Raw genomic sequence first — 14,283 nt, forward strand, 5'->3', positions numbered from 1 at the left:
CGTGAGCGCCTGGCGTCAGCGGTTGTCCGAGCCGGTGGACGCGGCCTTCCTGGTCGCACTGCGCATCTTCCTGGGCGCGGTGCTCACGGTGGCCGTCGTCCGCTACTTCGTGCATGGCTGGATTGGCGCCTACTACGTCGCGCCCCCGATCCTCTTTCCCTTCCATGGCTTCGGGTGGCTGCGGCCGCTGCCCGGCGGGGGCATGTACGCGCTGTTCGCCGTGCTGGGCGTGCTGGCCGTGGGGCTGATGGTGGGCGCCTGGCCCCGGGCGTGCGCGGCCCTCTTCGGCGGCCTGTTCGCCTACGTGCAGCTGCTCGACCGCGCGCACTACCTCAACCACTACTACCTGGTGTGCCTGCTGTGCGGGCTGCTCGCGCTGATGCCCCTGTCCGCGGGCGCGTCCCTCACCGCGCGCCACCGGCCCGGACGGCTCCGCGACACGGTGCCCGCCTGGACGCTGTACACGCTGCGCGCGCAATTCCTGGTCGTGTACTTCTTCTCGGGGCTCGCCAAGTGGCAGCCGGACTGGCTCGTGCGGCACCAGCCGATGCTCATGTGGTTGTCCACGAGCGCGGGGGCACGGCGGCTCGAGCCCCTCGTCTCGGTGGAGACCCTGGCGGCGCTGAGCAGTTGGGGCGGCGCCGCCATCGTGCTGCTCGCGCCCCCTCTGTTGCTGCTCGAGCGCGTGAGGCCCTACGCCTACGCGGCGCTCGTGGCCTTCCATGTGCTGTCGGGCGCGCTGCTCCCCCTGGGCATCTTCCCCTGGCTCATGGTGCTGGCGCTGCTCCTCTTCTTCGAGCCCGGGTGGCCCCGGCGCTGGTGGCCCGGCATCACCTCGGGCCAGGGCTCCGGAGCGCCCGCCCTGGCGCCGCGCTGGCTCCTGGCCGTGCTGGGCGTGCACTTCCTCGTGCAGTGGCTCCTGCCCCTGCGGCACTGGCTCTACCCGGGAGACGTGCTGTGGAACGAGGAGGGCTTCCGCTTCAGCTGGCACCTGAAGATCCGCGAGAAGCACGGGCACATCCGCTTCTTCGCCACGGATCCCCGCACGGGCGCGCGCTGGGAGCTGCGTCCCGAGGGCCTGCTCTCCGACAAACAGGCGGGCCGGATGCTGACCCAGCCGGACCTCATCCTCGCCTTCGCTCACGTGCTCGCCGAGCGCACGGGCATTCCCGGCGTCCAGGTGCGCGCGGACGCGCGGGTCTCCCTCAACGGGCGCCCCTACCAGCCGCTCGTCGATCCCCAGGTGGACCTCGCCGCCGAGCGGGATGGCTTCGCGCCCAAACCGTGGATCCTCCCGGCGCCGAGGTAACCCGTGAGTCAGGGCTCCCGGCACCAGCCCTGATGGGTCCGCATCCTGGCTGACCCCTCGGGGCCACTGGACAATGTGGCCCATGCGAACGCATGGGTTGCACGCGACATCATTCGAGTCCACCGCGCAGGGCCAGGTGAAGGCCCTCGGGCGGGAGTTGAGCCTCAAGGAGCAGGCGCTCGCCGAGGCCCGGGCGCTCGTGGCGCTGTCCTCGCGTGCCCGGGGGCTCGCCCTGGGCGGACGCGGGCGGCTGCATGGCATGGAGGTGCGGCTGCGGGTGTGCCAGTTGGTGGAGCAGGCCATGGCGGAGGGGGCCCGCCAGGCCTCCGCGTGCCGGCTGTTGGGCATCTCCGGCCGGACGGTGCAGCGCTGGCGCAAGCCTGGACGACCGCAGGACGGACGCCGGGAGGTCCGGCGACGGCCCGCCAACCGGTTGAGTGATCACACCCGCGGGCTCGTCCTGGACCTGCTGCGCTCGCCCGTCTTCGAGGGCCTCTCGCCCCGGCAGATCGTTCCGAGGCTCGCGGACCAGGGCGTGTACGTGGCCTCGGAGTCCACCATGTACCGCCTGCTGCGCTCCCACAAACGCGCGGTGGCCCCGCCGACCTCCCGCGCGCTCTCCTGGCCGGGACAGGAACGCCACCTGTCCGCGCCGAACCAGGTGTGGAGCTGGGACATCACCTGCCTGCCCGGTCCGTCACGGGGCGCCTGCTTCTACCTCTACATGATGATGGATGTGTTCAGCCGCCGCATCATGGGCTGGTCCATCCACGCGGAGGAGCGCGCGGAGCACGCCGCTTGTCTCGTGCGGGGCGCGTGCGCGAACAACCGGGTCGACGCGTCGGGTCTCGTCCTTCACTCCGATAATGGGCGGCCCATGAAAGGGCTCACCATGCTGTGTGCCCTGCGGCAGCTCGGCATCGTGCCGTCCTTCAGCCGTCCCCAGGTCAGCAACGACAATCCCCATGCCGAGGCGCTCTTCAGCCTCCTGAAGCGACACAAGGATTACCCCGCGGTGTTCGCCTCGCTCGCGCACGCCCGGGCCTGGGTGGCTCGCTTCGTTGCCTGGTACAACGGCGAGCGGCCTCACGGCGGCCTGTGTTTCGTCTCCCCGGATGACCGGTACTTCGGGCGGGACCACTCGGTGCTCGCGCGGAGACGCGCCGTCTACACCCAGGCCCGCCTCCTGGCTTCACGCCGGTGGTCCGCCGGTGCAAGACGCTGGCTCGCGCCCCTTCATGTTTCCATGAAGGTCAGAATTTTCCTGATACGCGGTTTGATCCAGGAGGAATCTACAATTACACCCAAACCATACTCGGCACGCAGGTCATCCCACTCGGAAGGACCGCTCACCGAGCGAGCAAAGCAGCGCATCCGGTGAATGCCCAATAAGCGACATGTTCCTTGACACATACCGACGCACCGGGGCGGTTGAGGTTGCGTCTGGAGATTCACGGTTCCCCATGAAGGCACGACTGCCGGTGGCAGCATTGTTGTCGCTCGGTGGGGCGTCTCTCCCGTGACCCGGGAAGTAGGGTGCACCTCGCTCGAGCGGTCCGTGCGGATGGGGGGATGGCGGCCTTCCGCACATGGCCCTGGCGCCATTCACCTGCGTCAAACCCGTGAAGAAACGAGGAACACCTTTGATACGCGTTGGATTGGTTGGCATTGGCGCTCAGACGAAGGAAAACATTCTTCCCTCGCTGCTGCAGATTCCGGACGTCCAGATCGTCGCCGCGTGCGACATGTCCCTCGAGCGCGCGGAGGAGGTGAAGAAGTACATCCGCGACGTGCAGGTGTTCCGGGACGTGGCGACGATGATCGACTGCATGGGGCCGGACGCGCTCGTGCTGGCCTGCCCGCCGCAGGCGCATCGGGACATCTCCCTGCTGGCGATCGAGCGCGGCATCCATGTCTTCGTCGAGAAGCCGCCGTGCTTCACGCTCAGCGAGCTCAAGGACATGATCGACGCGGCGGCGCGCAAGCGCGTGGTGACGGCCGTGGGCCTCAACTTCCGCTTCGCCCGCCCCATCCAGCACCTGCGCAAGATCGCCGCGAGCGAGAAGTTCGGCCGGCCGGTGCACATTCAGATCAACCACTACGCGAGCAAGCCCCGCGCCCCCATGTGGGGTCTGTCCTCCACGCTCCGCTCGTTCCTGCTCGCGCAGACGATCCACTCGATCGATCTGACGACGGCCTTCGGCAAGGACGACGTGACGGACGTGCGCTCCTCCGTCCAGCACGGCTCGGACGCGATGCTCGCGCGCATCGACCTGTCGTTCTCGTCCGGGCGCTCGGCGTCCATCCTCACGGGCAGCATGTTCCCGTACTTCGAGTTCGACATGAAGGTGGTCAGCGACAAGTCGAACATGATCACCCTGGACAACCTCTGGAACATCACCCTGCACGACGCGGAGATCGCCAACCAGGTGGTGGGCGGTGACAAGCGTTGGCGCAATGCCTGGCAGCCCGGTCCCCTGGACTCGGGATATGTCCGCAGCGGCTACTTCGGTGAGTTGACCGGGTTCTTCCATGCCATCCGCACCGGCGGCCGGTTCGAGGCGGATTTCGAGAGCATGATCCCCACCTTCCAGGTGATCGAGCAGGTGTGCGCGGCCGAGGTTCAGCCGGGTGTCGTGGCGCCGCCGTCCCTGCGGGTCATCGCGGAGTTCCAGCGGAGCGTGGCCAATGGCTGAGACGACCCAGAAGCCCAAGCGCGTCATCTCCGACAAGTACCGCGCGAGCCACGAGGACGACGCGTCCTCGTTGTCCGCCGCCCTGGAGCGGGGCCTGTCGGGCACGTCCGACACCGTCACCGACTACGAGACGGCCCTCAAGGGCTACTTCGGCAGCCGCAACGCCATCGCCCTGTCGTCCGGTGGCGCCGCCATCACGGTCGCGCTGGTGGCCGCGGGCGTGAAGGCCGGTGACGAGGTGCTGCTCACGCCGACCTGTCCGCTCTGCACCGTCTACCCCATCATGGACATGGGCGCGAAGCCCGTGTTCGTGGACACGCGGCCGGATGGCTTCGGCGTGGACCTGGAGGACCTCCCCCGGGTGGTGACGCCCAGGACCCGGGCCATCATCGAGATCCCCATGTGGGGCATGCCCACGCAGGTGGACGAGCTCCAGCAGGCCGCGCGCAAGGCGGGCATCCCGCTCATCCTGGACCTGGCCCACTCGCACGGCTCCACGCTGCACGGCCGGCCGCTGTCCGCCTACGGCGACCTGTCCTGCTTCAGCACCCACGAGCGCAAGCCGCTGGCCACCGGCGAGGGCGGCTTCATCCTCACGGACAACGATGACCTGGCCAAGCGCTGCCGGGACTACAGCCGGTTCGGCAACCTCAACGGTCGCGACTTCGGCTTGAACTTCAAGCTGGGCGCGCTCGCCGCCGCGCTCGGCACCAGCCGCATCAAGTACCTGGACGCGCAGCTCGCCGCGCGCCGCCAGAACGCGGAGCGGGTCCTGTCCCGGCTCGAGCATCCGAACGTGCGGCCCTTCACCCAGCTCCCGGGCGCCCAGCACAACTACTACTTCCTCACCCTGCGCACGAGCTTCAAGGACAACCGCCGCTTCATCGACTACCTGGACGACAACGGCGTCCCCTCCGACATCAAGCGTTACGGGTGTCGCTGCCTGTATGACTTCCCCACGGTGGCCCAGTACCGCCGGGACTGCCCCCAGGGCGAGCGGCTGCTCAACAGCATGACCACCATTCCCGTCCACCCGTCCCTGACCAAGGACGACATGGACTACATCGTGGGCCTCATCAACGCCTACCGCGAAGGATAGCCCGTTTTGCACGCCATGGATCCTCGTTTGCCCAAGCAGTGGACCGCGTCTGGTTTCGTCCTCCATCCGGAGCGCAAGGTGTTGTTGATCCACCACCGCAAGCTCGGTGTCTGGCTCTATCCGGGAGGGCACATCGAGAGCATGGAGTCGCCGGACGACGCCGTGCTCCGGGAGATCAGCGAGGAGACCGGAATCCAGGCGAGGATCCTGGGTGCACTCGACACGCCCCTGGCCGACGCCGAGGCCGACGTGCATGTGCTGCACACGCCCTACCGGGTGCTGTGCGAGCGCATCAACGATCCCAAGGGGCCGCACTACCACATCGACCTCATCTACCTGTGCGTGGCGGACGACACCCGGTGCGTCACGAACAACGAGGTCCACGCCGCCCGCTTCTTCGGGCAGGACGAGCTCGCGGACCTGAAGCTGTTCCCGAACTTCCGCGTGCTGCTGGGGCGGGTGTTCGAGGACGAGGACGTCTGGCGCGCCGTGGCGGCCCAGGCGGGGCAGGTGGCCGCATGAGCACCGCGGCCAGCGCCCCCCGTCGGGACGTGCCGTACCGCGAGATCGACGACGCGGTCCGGCACCGGCACGCCGACGACGAGTTCTACCTGCGGCGGGCCCTGGAGACGGGGCTCACCGGCACCGCGCCCATCGTGGAGCAGTACGAGCGGAAGATCTCCGAGCGCTACGGCCTGCGCCATGTGCTGGCCGTCTCCTCGGGCTCGGCGGCGGTCGCGGTCGCGCTGGAGGGGGTGGACTGGGAGGTGGGTGACGAGGTCATCGTGCCGCCCAGTTGCCCCATCTGCACGGTGCTGCCGCTCATGGCGCGCGGGCTCACGCCCGTGTTCTGTGACGTGCGTCCGGACAGCTTCGGGCTCGATCCGCTGGCCCTGGCGCGGGTCGTCTCTCCGCGCACCCGCGCCATCATCGAGGTCCCCATGTGGGGCTATCCCACGAAGGCGGACGAGCTCCAGGCGCTCGCGCGCTCATTGGATATCCCATTGATCCTCGATCTGGCGCACTGCCACGTGACCCGGCTCCACGGGAAGTGGCTGGCCGAGTATGGCGACATCGCCTGTTTCAGCACCCACGAGGGCAAGTTCATGTCCACGGGGGAGGGGGGCTTCGTGATGACGAACGATGCCGCCCGGGACGCGCGGATGCGGGCCTACACGCGCTTTGGCAACCTGGATGGCCAGCGCGTGGGGCTCAACTACAAGCTCGGCGGTTTGCAGGCCGCCGTGGGGCTCGCGCGGCTGGATGCCATCGACTGGCATCTGGAGGTGCGGGCGCGCAACCGCCAGTTCCTGCTCGAGCGCATCGACAATCCGCTCGTGCGCGAGCTGCCGCTCGTGGAGGGCGGCGTCATCAACGGCTACGCCATGCTCATGCAGGTGGTGCGTGGGGATGGCCGGCGCTTCGTCGAGCACCTGGTCGCGCACGGTGTTCCCTCGGACGTGAAGAAGTACGACAACCAGCCTTTGTACAACTACGAGCTCCTGGCGCCCTACCGGCGGGAGTGTGAGAACGCGCGGCGGCTCCTGCGCTCGCTGACGACGATTCCCCTGCATCCCCAGCTGTCGCCCGAGGATCTCCAGCACATCGTCGACACGGTGAATGCCTATGACGGGTAATGCTCAAGACAGACACGCCATCGTCCTCGGCGGCAGCATCGGGGGTTGTCTCGCCGCCGAGGTGTTGTCGTCGGTGTTCGGCCGGGTCACCCTCATCGAGAAGGGCGACTTCGAGGACGACCTGAAGGATCGCCGGAGCGTTCCCCAGGAGAAGCACGTCCACCTGCTGCTGCTGCGCGGCAAGCAGGTCATGGAGGAGATCTTCCCCGGGCTGCTCCAGGAGCTGGAGCAGGCGGGGGCCGACGTCGCGGACCAGGGCCATGACGTCAAATGCTTCCACTACGGGAACTGGAAGAACCGCTTCCGCACGGGCGTGAGCGCGCACTACTGCAGCCGGGGCTTGCTCGACAACCTGGTGCGGCGGCGCATCCGGGCCAACCCGCGCATCACCGTGCTCTCCAAGACGCGCGTGCTGGGTCTCCAGTTCCACGAGGGGGGCGCGCCGTGTGTGCGCGGCGTGGTGCTGGAGGAGCCCGCGCGGGAGCTGGCCGCAGACCTGGTGGTGGACGTCAGCGGGCGTGGCTCCCGCACGGCCGAGTGGTTGGCCAAGGAGGGCCTGGGCGAGGTGCGCAAGACGCTCGTCGAGACGAAGCTGGGCTACGCGTCCCGCGTCTATCGCCGTCGGCCCGAGTTCGCCGACCGCTGGAAGGTGCTGCTCGTGCTGCCCAAGCCGCCGCACAACCGCGCCATGGGGGTGATCAGCCCCATCGAGGGGGACCGCTGGCTGGTCACCACGGGCGGGTGGTTCGGGGAGTTTCCCAAGGCGGACCCCGACGAGTTCCTCCGGTTCCTCGGCACGCTGCCCGTGCCGGACATCCAGGAGATCATCCGCGACGCCGAGCCCCTGTCGGACGTGGCGGGCTTCGGGATCCCCGGCAGCTTCCGGCGCCACTACGAGGACGTCCCGGTGTGGCCCCAGGGCCTGCTGGTCATGGGGGATGCGCTGTGCAGCATGAACCCCCTGTACAGCCAGGGCATGACGCTCTGCGCGCTGGAGGCGGACGTGCTCCGGCGGCAGCTCCCCGTGTGGCTGCGGGGGGGCCTCGGGCTGCAGGTCATCCAGCGCCAGCTGGTGGACGTGATCGAGCCCGCCTGGAACATGGCCGTCTCCGAGGACATGCGCTTCCCGGAGACCCAGGGGCGTCGCTCGCTCAGCCTGAAGTTCCATCACTGGTACGGCTCGGGGCTGTGTGAGCTGGCCGCGTCGCATCGGCTGACGCTGCAGACGCAGGTGGGGGTCACCAACCTGGTGGTGCCGCCCAGTCAGCTCTTCCGGCCCGAGATCGCGGCCCGGGTGGTCCTCAACAAGCTGCGTCCTCGTTTCGGCAAGACCGGGAGTCCTTCCCATGCGTGAGGTCTGGAGTCGGATTCAACACGTCGTCTGGGATTGGAACGGCACCCTGCTCGACGACGTGGAGCTGGCCGTGACGGGCGTCAACCACGTGTGTGCCCGCTTCGGCGTGCCCGCCGTCACCCGGGACATGTACCGGGCCCGGTTCCAGTTCCCCATCTCCGAGTTCTACGCCGCGCTGGGGTTCGACCTGGTGCGGGTGCCCTTCGGGGACATCATCCGCGAGTACCTGTCCATCTTCGATGACCGGGTGCGGCACTGCGCGTTGAACGAGGGCGCGCTGGAGCTGCTCGAGTGCCTGCGCCGCAATGGCATCGAGTCCTCCATCCTGTCCGCGTCCTACCGGCCCACGCTGGTGCGCACGCTCGAGGCCAAGGGGCTCGCGGGCCACTTCACCCATGTGTGCGGGCTCGGCGACGAGCAGGCGACGAGCAAGCTGGAGGAGGGGCGGCGCCTCCAGGAGGCCTTGGGCCTGGAGGGAGACCGGATCGTCTACCTGGGAGACACCACCCATGACGCGGAGATCGCCGCGGAGCTGGGCTGGAAGAGCTGCATCATCTCCCGCGGACATCAGGACGACGCGCGGCTGGCGTCCTGCAATGCCCTGAGGGTGTCTGGCATTCCCGCGCTCTTCGAGGCGCTGCCGTGGCCCGTCATCGGGTCCGTGCCCCATCTGCGAGGTGTCCTCCATGATTCCCGCTGAGTCGTTGCCCCTGTGGATCGCCGTGCTGGTGGCCGTGACGCTGTCGTTCCGCGCGGCGGTGTTCCTCCACCACTCGGATCCCGAGCAGGCCCTGCGGGTCTCGCGGCTCCGTCCCCGGAAGGAAGGGCAGCGCGACGCGCTCTACCAGCGCGGGGACGAGTTCTTCGCGCCCCTGCCATTCCTCTGGGCCTGGCTCGACATCTTCGTGGGCGTGCTGCTCGCGCGCTGGGTGGATCACCCCCTGGCGTGGTTCGCGCTCACCTTCTGGGTGGGCGGCCGCTTCCGCGCGCTCCAGGAGTTCGGGCACAACGCCGTGCACTACGCCCTGTGCCGCTCGCGCGGCTGGCAGTGGTGGCTGTCGGACGTGTTCTACCAGTTCACCGCCTTCAAGCGGGACATGCACAGCCGGCAGATCACCCACACCCAGGAGCACCACCGGCACCCGAACCACGAGCAGCTCGATCCCAATCGCGCACGCGTTCGGGATGGGGGCATGCAGTCGGGCCTGACGCAGGCACAATTCATCGCGCGGCTGTTCTACCCGCTGACGCCCGCGGGCCTGTGGGTGAGCTTCCGGACCATGGTGCGCAACAGCCTGCTCAATCACAGCCGGACAACGGCCGGGGCCCGCGTGGTGACGCTGCTCGCGCTGGGCGCGCTCCTGTACGCCGCCGCGGGTTGGAAGGGCATCGCCTGGGGCTGGCTCGTGCCGTTGATGACGACCTACTCCCTGTTTGCCTGGGTGTCGCTGCTCACCGAGCACCGCTGGTTCATCAGCCCGAGCTGGTCCGAGGACCGGCTCACGCGGGAGTTCCTGGCGGGCCGCCCCACGGACTACCGGGGCGTGACGGGGTGGCTCGTGCGGGTGTTCATCTGCCCGAGCTCGGATGCCTACCACCTGGCGCACTCGCTCTACCCGGGCGTGCGCTGGAACTACCTGCCCGCCATCGACGCGGTGCTCAAGGTGGACGAGCCCCGCTACACGGCCCATGCGAGCGAGGGCCTGTTCTTCTCCCGTGACGGCATTCCCTCCGCGCTCTCCGAGCTCAACGAGCGCCTGGTCACGGAGAGCCCGCTCGAAGCAACGCTCTACATCCAAGAGGAACGGTAATGGACACGCACAAGAAGGTTCCCCGGCTCGGCATCATCGGGGGCAGTGGATTGAGCAAGCTGCTGGCCCTGTCGGACATCCAGCGGGTGAAGGTGGAGACGCCCTTCGGCGAGCCGTCGGACGAGCTCATCCTGGGCCAGCTCGGTGGGGCGCCGGTCGCGTTCCTCCAACGCCACGGCCCTGGCCACCGCATTCCCCCGGCGCAGATCAACGTGCGCGCCAACATGGCCGCGCTCAAGCACGTGGGCTGCACGCAGGTGCTCTCGCTCAGTGCGGTTGGAAGTTTGCGGGAGGACTGTCCGCCCGGGTCGTTCGTGCTCGTGGACCAGTTCATCGATCGGACCATCCAGCGCGAAAAGACCTATTTCGGGCGGGGCCTGGTGGGGCATGTTCCCTTTGGCGATCCGGTGTGCGGACGGATGCGGATGGCGCTCGCGGAAGTGGCGACCACGCTGAAGCTGCAGCACGTCAACGGGGGGACGTATGTCGTCATGGAGGGACCGCAGTTCTCCACGCGGGCCGAGTCCAATCTCTACCGCAGCTGGGGCGGCACGGTGATTGGCATGACGGCCATGCCCGAGGCCAAGCTCGCCCGCGAGGCGGAGCTCTGCTACGCCATGGTGGCCATGCCCACGGACTATGATTGCTGGTACGACAGTCACGAAGCCGTGACGGCCAGCCTCGTCTCCGAGCGCATGGAGCGCATCGCGGTGCAGGCCAACTCACTTGTCGAGAAAGTGAGTGGCATGCTCGCCCAGCATCGCACGGCGTGCCCGCGCGGGTGTGATCACGCGCTCGACACGGCCATCATGACCCATCCTTCCGCGCGCGATCCCGAGATGATGCTACGCTTGGGCTTCGTCGTGCCCCGCCTCATCACCCCCCCGAGTGGAGGTTCCCAATAGTATGAGCAGCGAAATCGCGCGCGTTGCCGGCTCCCAGAATGACATGCGAGAGCGCATCCGCATCCACGACGTCGTCGTGCTGTCGGATGACTGGTATGTCTTGAAGAAGACGACCTATGATTTCCAGCGCAAGGACGGCTCCTGGCAGAAGGTGAGCCGGGAGACGTATGACCGGGGCAACGGCGCGACCATCCTGCTCTACAACCGGGCGAAGAAGACCGTCATCCTCACGCGCCAGTTCCGCTTCCCCGCGTTCGTCAATGGCCATCACGGCATGTTGATCGAGGCCTGCGCGGGCCTGTTGGACACGGACGACGCGGAGACGTGCATCAAGCGCGAGACGGAGGAGGAGACGGGCTTCCTGGTCAACAACGTCCGCAAGGCGTTCGAGGCCTTCATGAGCCCGGGCTCGGTCACCGAGATCCTCCACTTCTTCGTGGGCGAGTACACGGACCGGGACAAGACGGGGGAGGGCGGCGGCGTGCACTCGGATGGCGAGGACATCGAGGTGCTGGAGCTGCCGCTCGACCAGGCGCTGAAGATGATCTCGACGGGCGAGATCATGGACGGCAAGACCATCATGCTCTTGCAACACGCGAAGCTCGCGGGGTTGCTCGACTGAGAGTGGTTCCCGGAGTCCGCCCGTCGGGCCCGGGTCTGCTTTCGTCCAGGACATCGTCATGACAGACGTGATTCAAAAGCAGACCGTGGTGGCCTACAGCGCCATGGAGGAGTACGAGCTGGCCGAGTACGCCCGGGGCATCGAGGCGGCGCACCCGGACCTCCACATCCGCATCGAGCGCATGTCCACGGCGGCCCTGCTCGATCGGCTGCTCGCCGAGGGGCCCGACGGGAAGTGGGATCTCATCCTGGGCTGGGCGCTGACCACGATGCTCGCCCCGGAGCTGCGGGACTGGTTCGCGCCGCTGGCGTCCGAGCGCGTGCGGAGCCTGCCGGAGGCGGCGCGGGACCCCGAATCGCGCTGGTTCTGTCCGTCGGCCTTCGTCCCCGCCTTCTGCGTGAACGAGGCGCGGCTGGCGCGCAAGGGACTGCCCCTGCCGACGCGGTGGGAGGACCTGGCGGACGCGCGCTACCGGGGCGAGCTGGTGGTGCCGGACCCGACCTACTCGGGGGCGGGCTTCCTCCACCTGACGGCCCTCCTGCAGCAGGCGGGTGAGGCCAAGACGTGGGAGATCCTGCGCGGGGTGTCCGCGAACCGGCCGCTCATCGAGCGCTCGGCGTTCGCGCCCTGCCTGGCGGTGGCGGGGGACGAGGCGTCCATCGGTGTCACCGTGTCCATCGCCGCCGAGCGCACGGCGCGCATGGGGCTGCCCGTCAAGATGGTGATTCCCGCGGACGCGGCGGGCTCGGAGCCCGAGGGCTTCGCGATGCGCGCGGGCTCCGTTCGCCAGGAAGCGGCGGCTCGCGCCCTGGACTGGATGCTGACGCCCGAGGCTTGCGCCATCTATCGGAAGTATCACAAGGTCGTCCTGGTGGGCGCGGCGGGTGCCTTGCCCAGGGAGCAGGGCCTCCCCCTCCAACCCATCGACGCCGCCCAGGCGGTGGCTTCCCGGGCGTCCGCGTGCGAGACCTGGCGCCGCGTCTTCACGCCCGCATCTGTCTGAGGATTGTCCATGAACGTGTCTTCCGCGCCCCTCGAGGCCGAGCGCCCGGTCAGCCTCTTCCGCCAGCACAACGTGCGGGTGGTCTTCCTGGGCCGCTTGTCGGTGTTGATGGCGGACGTCATCCAAGACGTGGCGCTCATCTGGATCGTCTGGGAGCTGACGCACTCGTCGACCGCCACCGCGTTCGCGAGCATGTCCAGCCGCACGCCGCTGTGGCTGTTCAGTCTGCCCGCGGGCTCGCACGCGGATGCGACCCCGCCCCGGCGGACCATCATCCTCACCAACCTGCTGTGTGGCGCGCTGGCGCTGCTGGTGGCGGGCTTGTCCAACCTCGGGTGGATGAGCGTGCCGCTCTTGTGCATGTTCGCCTTCGCCATCTCCACGTGCCGCACCTTCGAGGCGCCGAGCTTCTATTCGCTCGTGCGCGGGCTGGCGCGGGAGGGCGCGGACACGCAGCAGCTCAACGGCATCGCGGACACGGCCAAGCGCGCCGCCCGGCTCACCGCGCCGCTGCTCGCCAACGCCATGCGCGGCCTGATGCCGGTCTTCAATCTCTACGCGCTCATCGGCGTCTTCTACGCGGGCATGGCCTTCGCGGGGCGCAAGCTGGAGGTGCGGGAGTTCCGCACCGAGCGCAAGCAGCGCAAGGGGCTGGTGGCGGACTTCAAGGACGCCATGGTCGTGGTGCGCCAGCAGCCCGCGCTCCAGTACATCATCGTGGCGGAGATCCTCTTCAACCTCGCCTACGGCGCCTGCTACTACGTGCTCCTGCCCCGCCTGACGCTCGACACCACGGGCGGCGGCACCGCCGGCCACGCCTCGGCCGTCACGGCGTATGGCATTGGCGGGCTGCTCGCGGGTTTCTTCTCCACGCGGCTCAAGATGGGGGAGAAGGCGCTCAACTACGCGACGGTCGCCTGGATTGGCATCGGGGCCTCGTTCGGCTTCATGTACTTCGCCACGACGCTGCCCATGGTCATCCTGCTCACGGCGCTGGCGGGCGCGTCCATGGCCATCCAGAACATCGCGCTCTGGAGCGCCATCCACGTCGCGTGTCCGCCCGAGCACTCGGGCCGGGTGTACTCCATCTGGCGGCTGGGCGCGGACATGGCGCTCACCGTGAGCACGCTCGTCGCGGGGGTCGTCGCCGATGCCTTCGGGCCCTCCCTGCCCATCGGCATCATCGGCATCTACGTCTTCTTCTCCATCCTGATCGCCCGCCGCTTCACCGTGGGCCGGCAACCCACGCCCTCGTCCACCCCGGTGGCCGGAGCCACGCCATGACCCAGACCTTCGCCGCGTCTCCTCCCCTCCATGATGTCTCCCTGCGGGAGGAGGTGAACGCCCGGCTCCGGGACGTGCCGGACTTCCCCAAGCCGGGCATCCTCTTCAAGGACATGACGCCCGTGCTCGCCGACCCGCGGCTGCTTGGCCGGGTGGTGGATGCCATGGCGGCGCCCTTCCAGGGCCAGCACATCACCCACGTGGTGGGCATCGAGGCCCGGGGCTTCCTGCTGGGCGCGCCGCTCGCCCTCAAGCTGCAGGCGGGCTTCGTCCCGGCGCGCAAGCCGGGCAAGCTGCCCGCGCGCACCCGCACCGAGCGCTACTCCCTGGAGTACGGCGAGGACGGGCTGCAGATGCACGAGGACGCGCTGGCCGCGGGCGCCCGGGTGCTCATCGTGGACGACCTGCTGGCCACGGGGGGCACGGCCGCCGCCGCCGGACGCCTGGTGGCGCAGCTCGGCGGCGAGCTGGTGGGCTACAGCTTCCTCATCGCGCTCGACTTCCTGCCGGGCCGCGAGCGGCTGGGGCGGGACAAGGTCCACGCCCTCCTGTCCTACTGAGGC

14 protein-coding genes are annotated in these 14,283 nt (G+C 68.7%); all 14 read left to right on the forward strand.

Features of this window, described 5'->3' with window-relative positions; all coding sequences use genetic code 11:
* Position 1: 1 nt before the first annotated feature.
* The 14 genes from I3V78_RS16570 (at position 2) to I3V78_RS16635 (ending at position 14,280) form a co-directional block, all read left to right on the forward strand.
* On the forward strand, positions 2 to 1,309 hold the full coding sequence (locus I3V78_RS16570; protein ID WP_204489096.1) for an HTTM domain-containing protein: 1,308 nt from the start codon (positions 2 to 4) through the stop codon (positions 1,307 to 1,309).
* 97 nt (positions 1,310 to 1,406) lie between these two features.
* Positions 1,407 to 2,690, forward strand: coding sequence for an IS3 family transposase (locus tag I3V78_RS16575; protein WP_204489099.1), 1,284 nt, complete (start codon positions 1,407 to 1,409; stop codon positions 2,688 to 2,690).
* 277 nt (positions 2,691 to 2,967) lie between these two features.
* Positions 2,968 to 4,005 (forward strand): Gfo/Idh/MocA family protein, encoded by a 1,038-nt coding sequence (locus tag I3V78_RS16580; protein ID WP_204489101.1) that lies wholly within the window; start codon positions 2,968 to 2,970, stop codon positions 4,003 to 4,005.
* Positions 3,998 to 5,104 (forward strand): DegT/DnrJ/EryC1/StrS family aminotransferase, encoded by a 1,107-nt coding sequence (locus tag I3V78_RS16585; RefSeq protein WP_204489103.1) that lies wholly within the window; start codon positions 3,998 to 4,000, stop codon positions 5,102 to 5,104. Before I3V78_RS16580 ends, I3V78_RS16585 begins: the two co-directional genes overlap by 8 nt.
* A 15-nt stretch (positions 5,105 to 5,119) precedes the next feature.
* Positions 5,120 to 5,626 carry an NUDIX hydrolase gene (locus I3V78_RS16590; RefSeq protein ID WP_204489105.1) on the forward strand — a complete coding sequence of 169 codons (507 nt, stop codon included), beginning with the start codon at positions 5,120 to 5,122 and terminating at the stop codon, positions 5,624 to 5,626.
* Positions 5,623 to 6,741, forward strand: a complete 1,119-nt coding sequence (locus I3V78_RS16595) for a DegT/DnrJ/EryC1/StrS family aminotransferase (RefSeq protein ID WP_204489108.1) — start codon at positions 5,623 to 5,625, stop codon at positions 6,739 to 6,741. Before I3V78_RS16590 ends, I3V78_RS16595 begins: the two co-directional genes overlap by 4 nt.
* Positions 6,731 to 8,095 carry an NAD(P)/FAD-dependent oxidoreductase gene (locus I3V78_RS16600; protein ID WP_204489110.1) on the forward strand — a complete coding sequence of 455 codons (1,365 nt, stop codon included), beginning with the start codon at positions 6,731 to 6,733 and terminating at the stop codon, positions 8,093 to 8,095. Before I3V78_RS16595 ends, I3V78_RS16600 begins: the two co-directional genes overlap by 11 nt.
* Positions 8,088 to 8,795 (forward strand): HAD family hydrolase, encoded by a 708-nt coding sequence (locus tag I3V78_RS16605; RefSeq protein WP_204489112.1) that lies wholly within the window; start codon positions 8,088 to 8,090, stop codon positions 8,793 to 8,795. Before I3V78_RS16600 ends, I3V78_RS16605 begins: the two co-directional genes overlap by 8 nt.
* Positions 8,782 to 9,906, forward strand: coding sequence for a fatty acid desaturase family protein (locus I3V78_RS16610; protein ID WP_204489114.1), 1,125 nt, complete (start codon positions 8,782 to 8,784; stop codon positions 9,904 to 9,906). Before I3V78_RS16605 ends, I3V78_RS16610 begins: the two co-directional genes overlap by 14 nt.
* On the forward strand, positions 9,906 to 10,811 hold the full coding sequence (gene mtnP, locus I3V78_RS16615; protein ID WP_204489122.1) for an S-methyl-5'-thioadenosine phosphorylase: 906 nt from the start codon (positions 9,906 to 9,908) through the stop codon (positions 10,809 to 10,811). Before I3V78_RS16610 ends, mtnP begins: the two co-directional genes overlap by 1 nt.
* A 43-nt stretch (positions 10,812 to 10,854) precedes the next feature.
* Entirely contained in the window at positions 10,855 to 11,433 is a 579-nt protein-coding gene (gene nudK, locus I3V78_RS16620) for a GDP-mannose pyrophosphatase NudK (protein WP_204489124.1), read from the forward strand.
* A gap of 58 nt (positions 11,434 to 11,491) precedes the next feature.
* The gene (locus I3V78_RS16625; RefSeq protein ID WP_204489131.1) at positions 11,492 to 12,436 is read left to right on the forward strand and encodes an extracellular solute-binding protein; all 945 of its coding nucleotides are present in this window, start codon (positions 11,492 to 11,494) and stop codon (positions 12,434 to 12,436) included.
* A gap of 9 nt (positions 12,437 to 12,445) precedes the next feature.
* Entirely contained in the window at positions 12,446 to 13,720 is a 1,275-nt protein-coding gene (locus tag I3V78_RS16630) for an MFS transporter (protein WP_204489134.1), read from the forward strand.
* Entirely contained in the window at positions 13,717 to 14,280 is a 564-nt protein-coding gene (locus tag I3V78_RS16635) for an adenine phosphoribosyltransferase (protein ID WP_204489136.1), read from the forward strand. Before I3V78_RS16630 ends, I3V78_RS16635 begins: the two co-directional genes overlap by 4 nt.
* The last annotated feature ends 3 nt before the right edge of the window (positions 14,281 to 14,283 follow it).

It is taken from the genome of Archangium primigenium (assembly GCF_016904885.1).
Taxonomy (GTDB): Bacteria; Myxococcota; Myxococcia; order Myxococcales; family Myxococcaceae; genus Cystobacter; species Cystobacter primigenius.

What these genes read in the sequence shown, in the direction of transcription:
- I3V78_RS16585 (WP_204489103.1), top strand. Translation starts at nt 3,998, where the DNA reads ATGGCTGAGACGACCCAGAAGCCCAAGCGCGTCATCTCCGACAAGTAC.
- I3V78_RS16590 (WP_204489105.1), top strand. Translation starts at nt 5,120, where the DNA reads ATGGATCCTCGTTTGCCCAAGCAGTGGACCGCGTCTGGTTTCGTCCTC.
- I3V78_RS16595 (WP_204489108.1), top strand. Translation starts at nt 5,623, where the DNA reads ATGAGCACCGCGGCCAGCGCCCCCCGTCGGGACGTGCCGTACCGCGAG.
- I3V78_RS16600 (WP_204489110.1), top strand. Translation starts at nt 6,731, where the DNA reads ATGACGGGTAATGCTCAAGACAGACACGCCATCGTCCTCGGCGGCAGC.
- I3V78_RS16605 (WP_204489112.1), top strand. Translation starts at nt 8,088, where the DNA reads ATGCGTGAGGTCTGGAGTCGGATTCAACACGTCGTCTGGGATTGGAAC.
- I3V78_RS16610 (WP_204489114.1), top strand. Translation starts at nt 8,782, where the DNA reads ATGATTCCCGCTGAGTCGTTGCCCCTGTGGATCGCCGTGCTGGTGGCC.
- mtnP (WP_204489122.1), top strand. Translation starts at nt 9,906, where the DNA reads ATGGACACGCACAAGAAGGTTCCCCGGCTCGGCATCATCGGGGGCAGT.
- nudK (WP_204489124.1), top strand. Translation starts at nt 10,855, where the DNA reads ATGCGAGAGCGCATCCGCATCCACGACGTCGTCGTGCTGTCGGATGAC.
- I3V78_RS16625 (WP_204489131.1), top strand. Translation starts at nt 11,492, where the DNA reads ATGACAGACGTGATTCAAAAGCAGACCGTGGTGGCCTACAGCGCCATG.
- I3V78_RS16630 (WP_204489134.1), top strand. Translation starts at nt 12,446, where the DNA reads ATGAACGTGTCTTCCGCGCCCCTCGAGGCCGAGCGCCCGGTCAGCCTC.
- I3V78_RS16635 (WP_204489136.1), top strand. Translation starts at nt 13,717, where the DNA reads ATGACCCAGACCTTCGCCGCGTCTCCTCCCCTCCATGATGTCTCCCTG.